This is a genomic window from Arthrobacter sp. SPT-J7, assembly GCF_059089965.1.
In genome coordinates this window covers 1-771 of the sequence record NZ_JBNHFF010000506.1, presented here as the reverse complement: position 1 = coordinate 771, position 771 = coordinate 1, and the positions used below count along the sequence as shown (strand labels likewise).

General features: G+C 63.4%; 2 protein-coding genes. Both read left to right on the top strand.

The annotated features are described in order from the left end of the window. Window positions 1-208 (top strand): LysR substrate-binding domain-containing protein (locus tag AC5RWX_RS33930; protein ID WP_494100525.1); only part of this gene is annotated, 208 nt, incomplete at its 5' end. Between the two features lie 94 nt (window positions 209-302). After that, the coding region (locus AC5RWX_RS33925) for an FAD-dependent oxidoreductase (protein ID WP_494100524.1) at window positions 303-771 on the top strand (469 nt) is incomplete at its 3' end.

The following is a 771-nucleotide window of genomic DNA, read 5'->3' as shown; positions in this document are numbered from 1 at the left end:
GGTTCTTGGCATGGTGGCCGCCGGCTTGGGGATTTCAGTGCTGCCCGCATCCGTGCAGCGGTTCCAAATGCCCGGCGTAACCACCCGCCCGCTGGCCGGCAGGCCGCAAACGGAACTCCATGTGGCCCAGCCCTTGACTCTGTCACCGGCAGCCGGTGAGTTTGTGCGCTGCCTCCGGGGAGAAATATCCCTCCAACCTGTTGTGTGATCACACATCTCAGCCGTAGCCTGAGCAGACTTCCTTCCGCGCCGACCGTGTGCCGCGCGGTCAGCAAGCATTCCACCAGAAAGTTGCGCCAGGCATGAGCGAAATATCAGACATTGTTGTGGTTGGTGCCGGCCCCGCCGGACTGGCCGTCGCATATGACCTCCGCGATCTCGACCTTGACATCCAGGTGTTGGAGGCCGGGGAGGAGGTCGGCGGCCGGACGCGAACCGTTCAGCTTGCCGGTGCCCCCATTAACACCGGAGCCATGTTCATCTACCGGGGAACACGGGCAGAAACACTGGCGGGGGAACTCGGACTGGAAACTGCGCCCTTCCATCCGTCGACGTACGGTGTGCATATCGACGGCGTCACGTCCGTTGCGGCGTCCAGCGTGGAGGTTGTAGAGCGATTGCCGCTCCCCGCCGAGTCTAAGGCTGCGCTGATCACCTTCATGGAGAACCTTGCCAGCGAGTACCGCGCCACTGTGTCCGGTGGCAGCATCACCGAAAAGGCCGCCGGGCTGGAACAGGAGACGGTCGCAGCAAGGCTGGAAGGACTTCCCC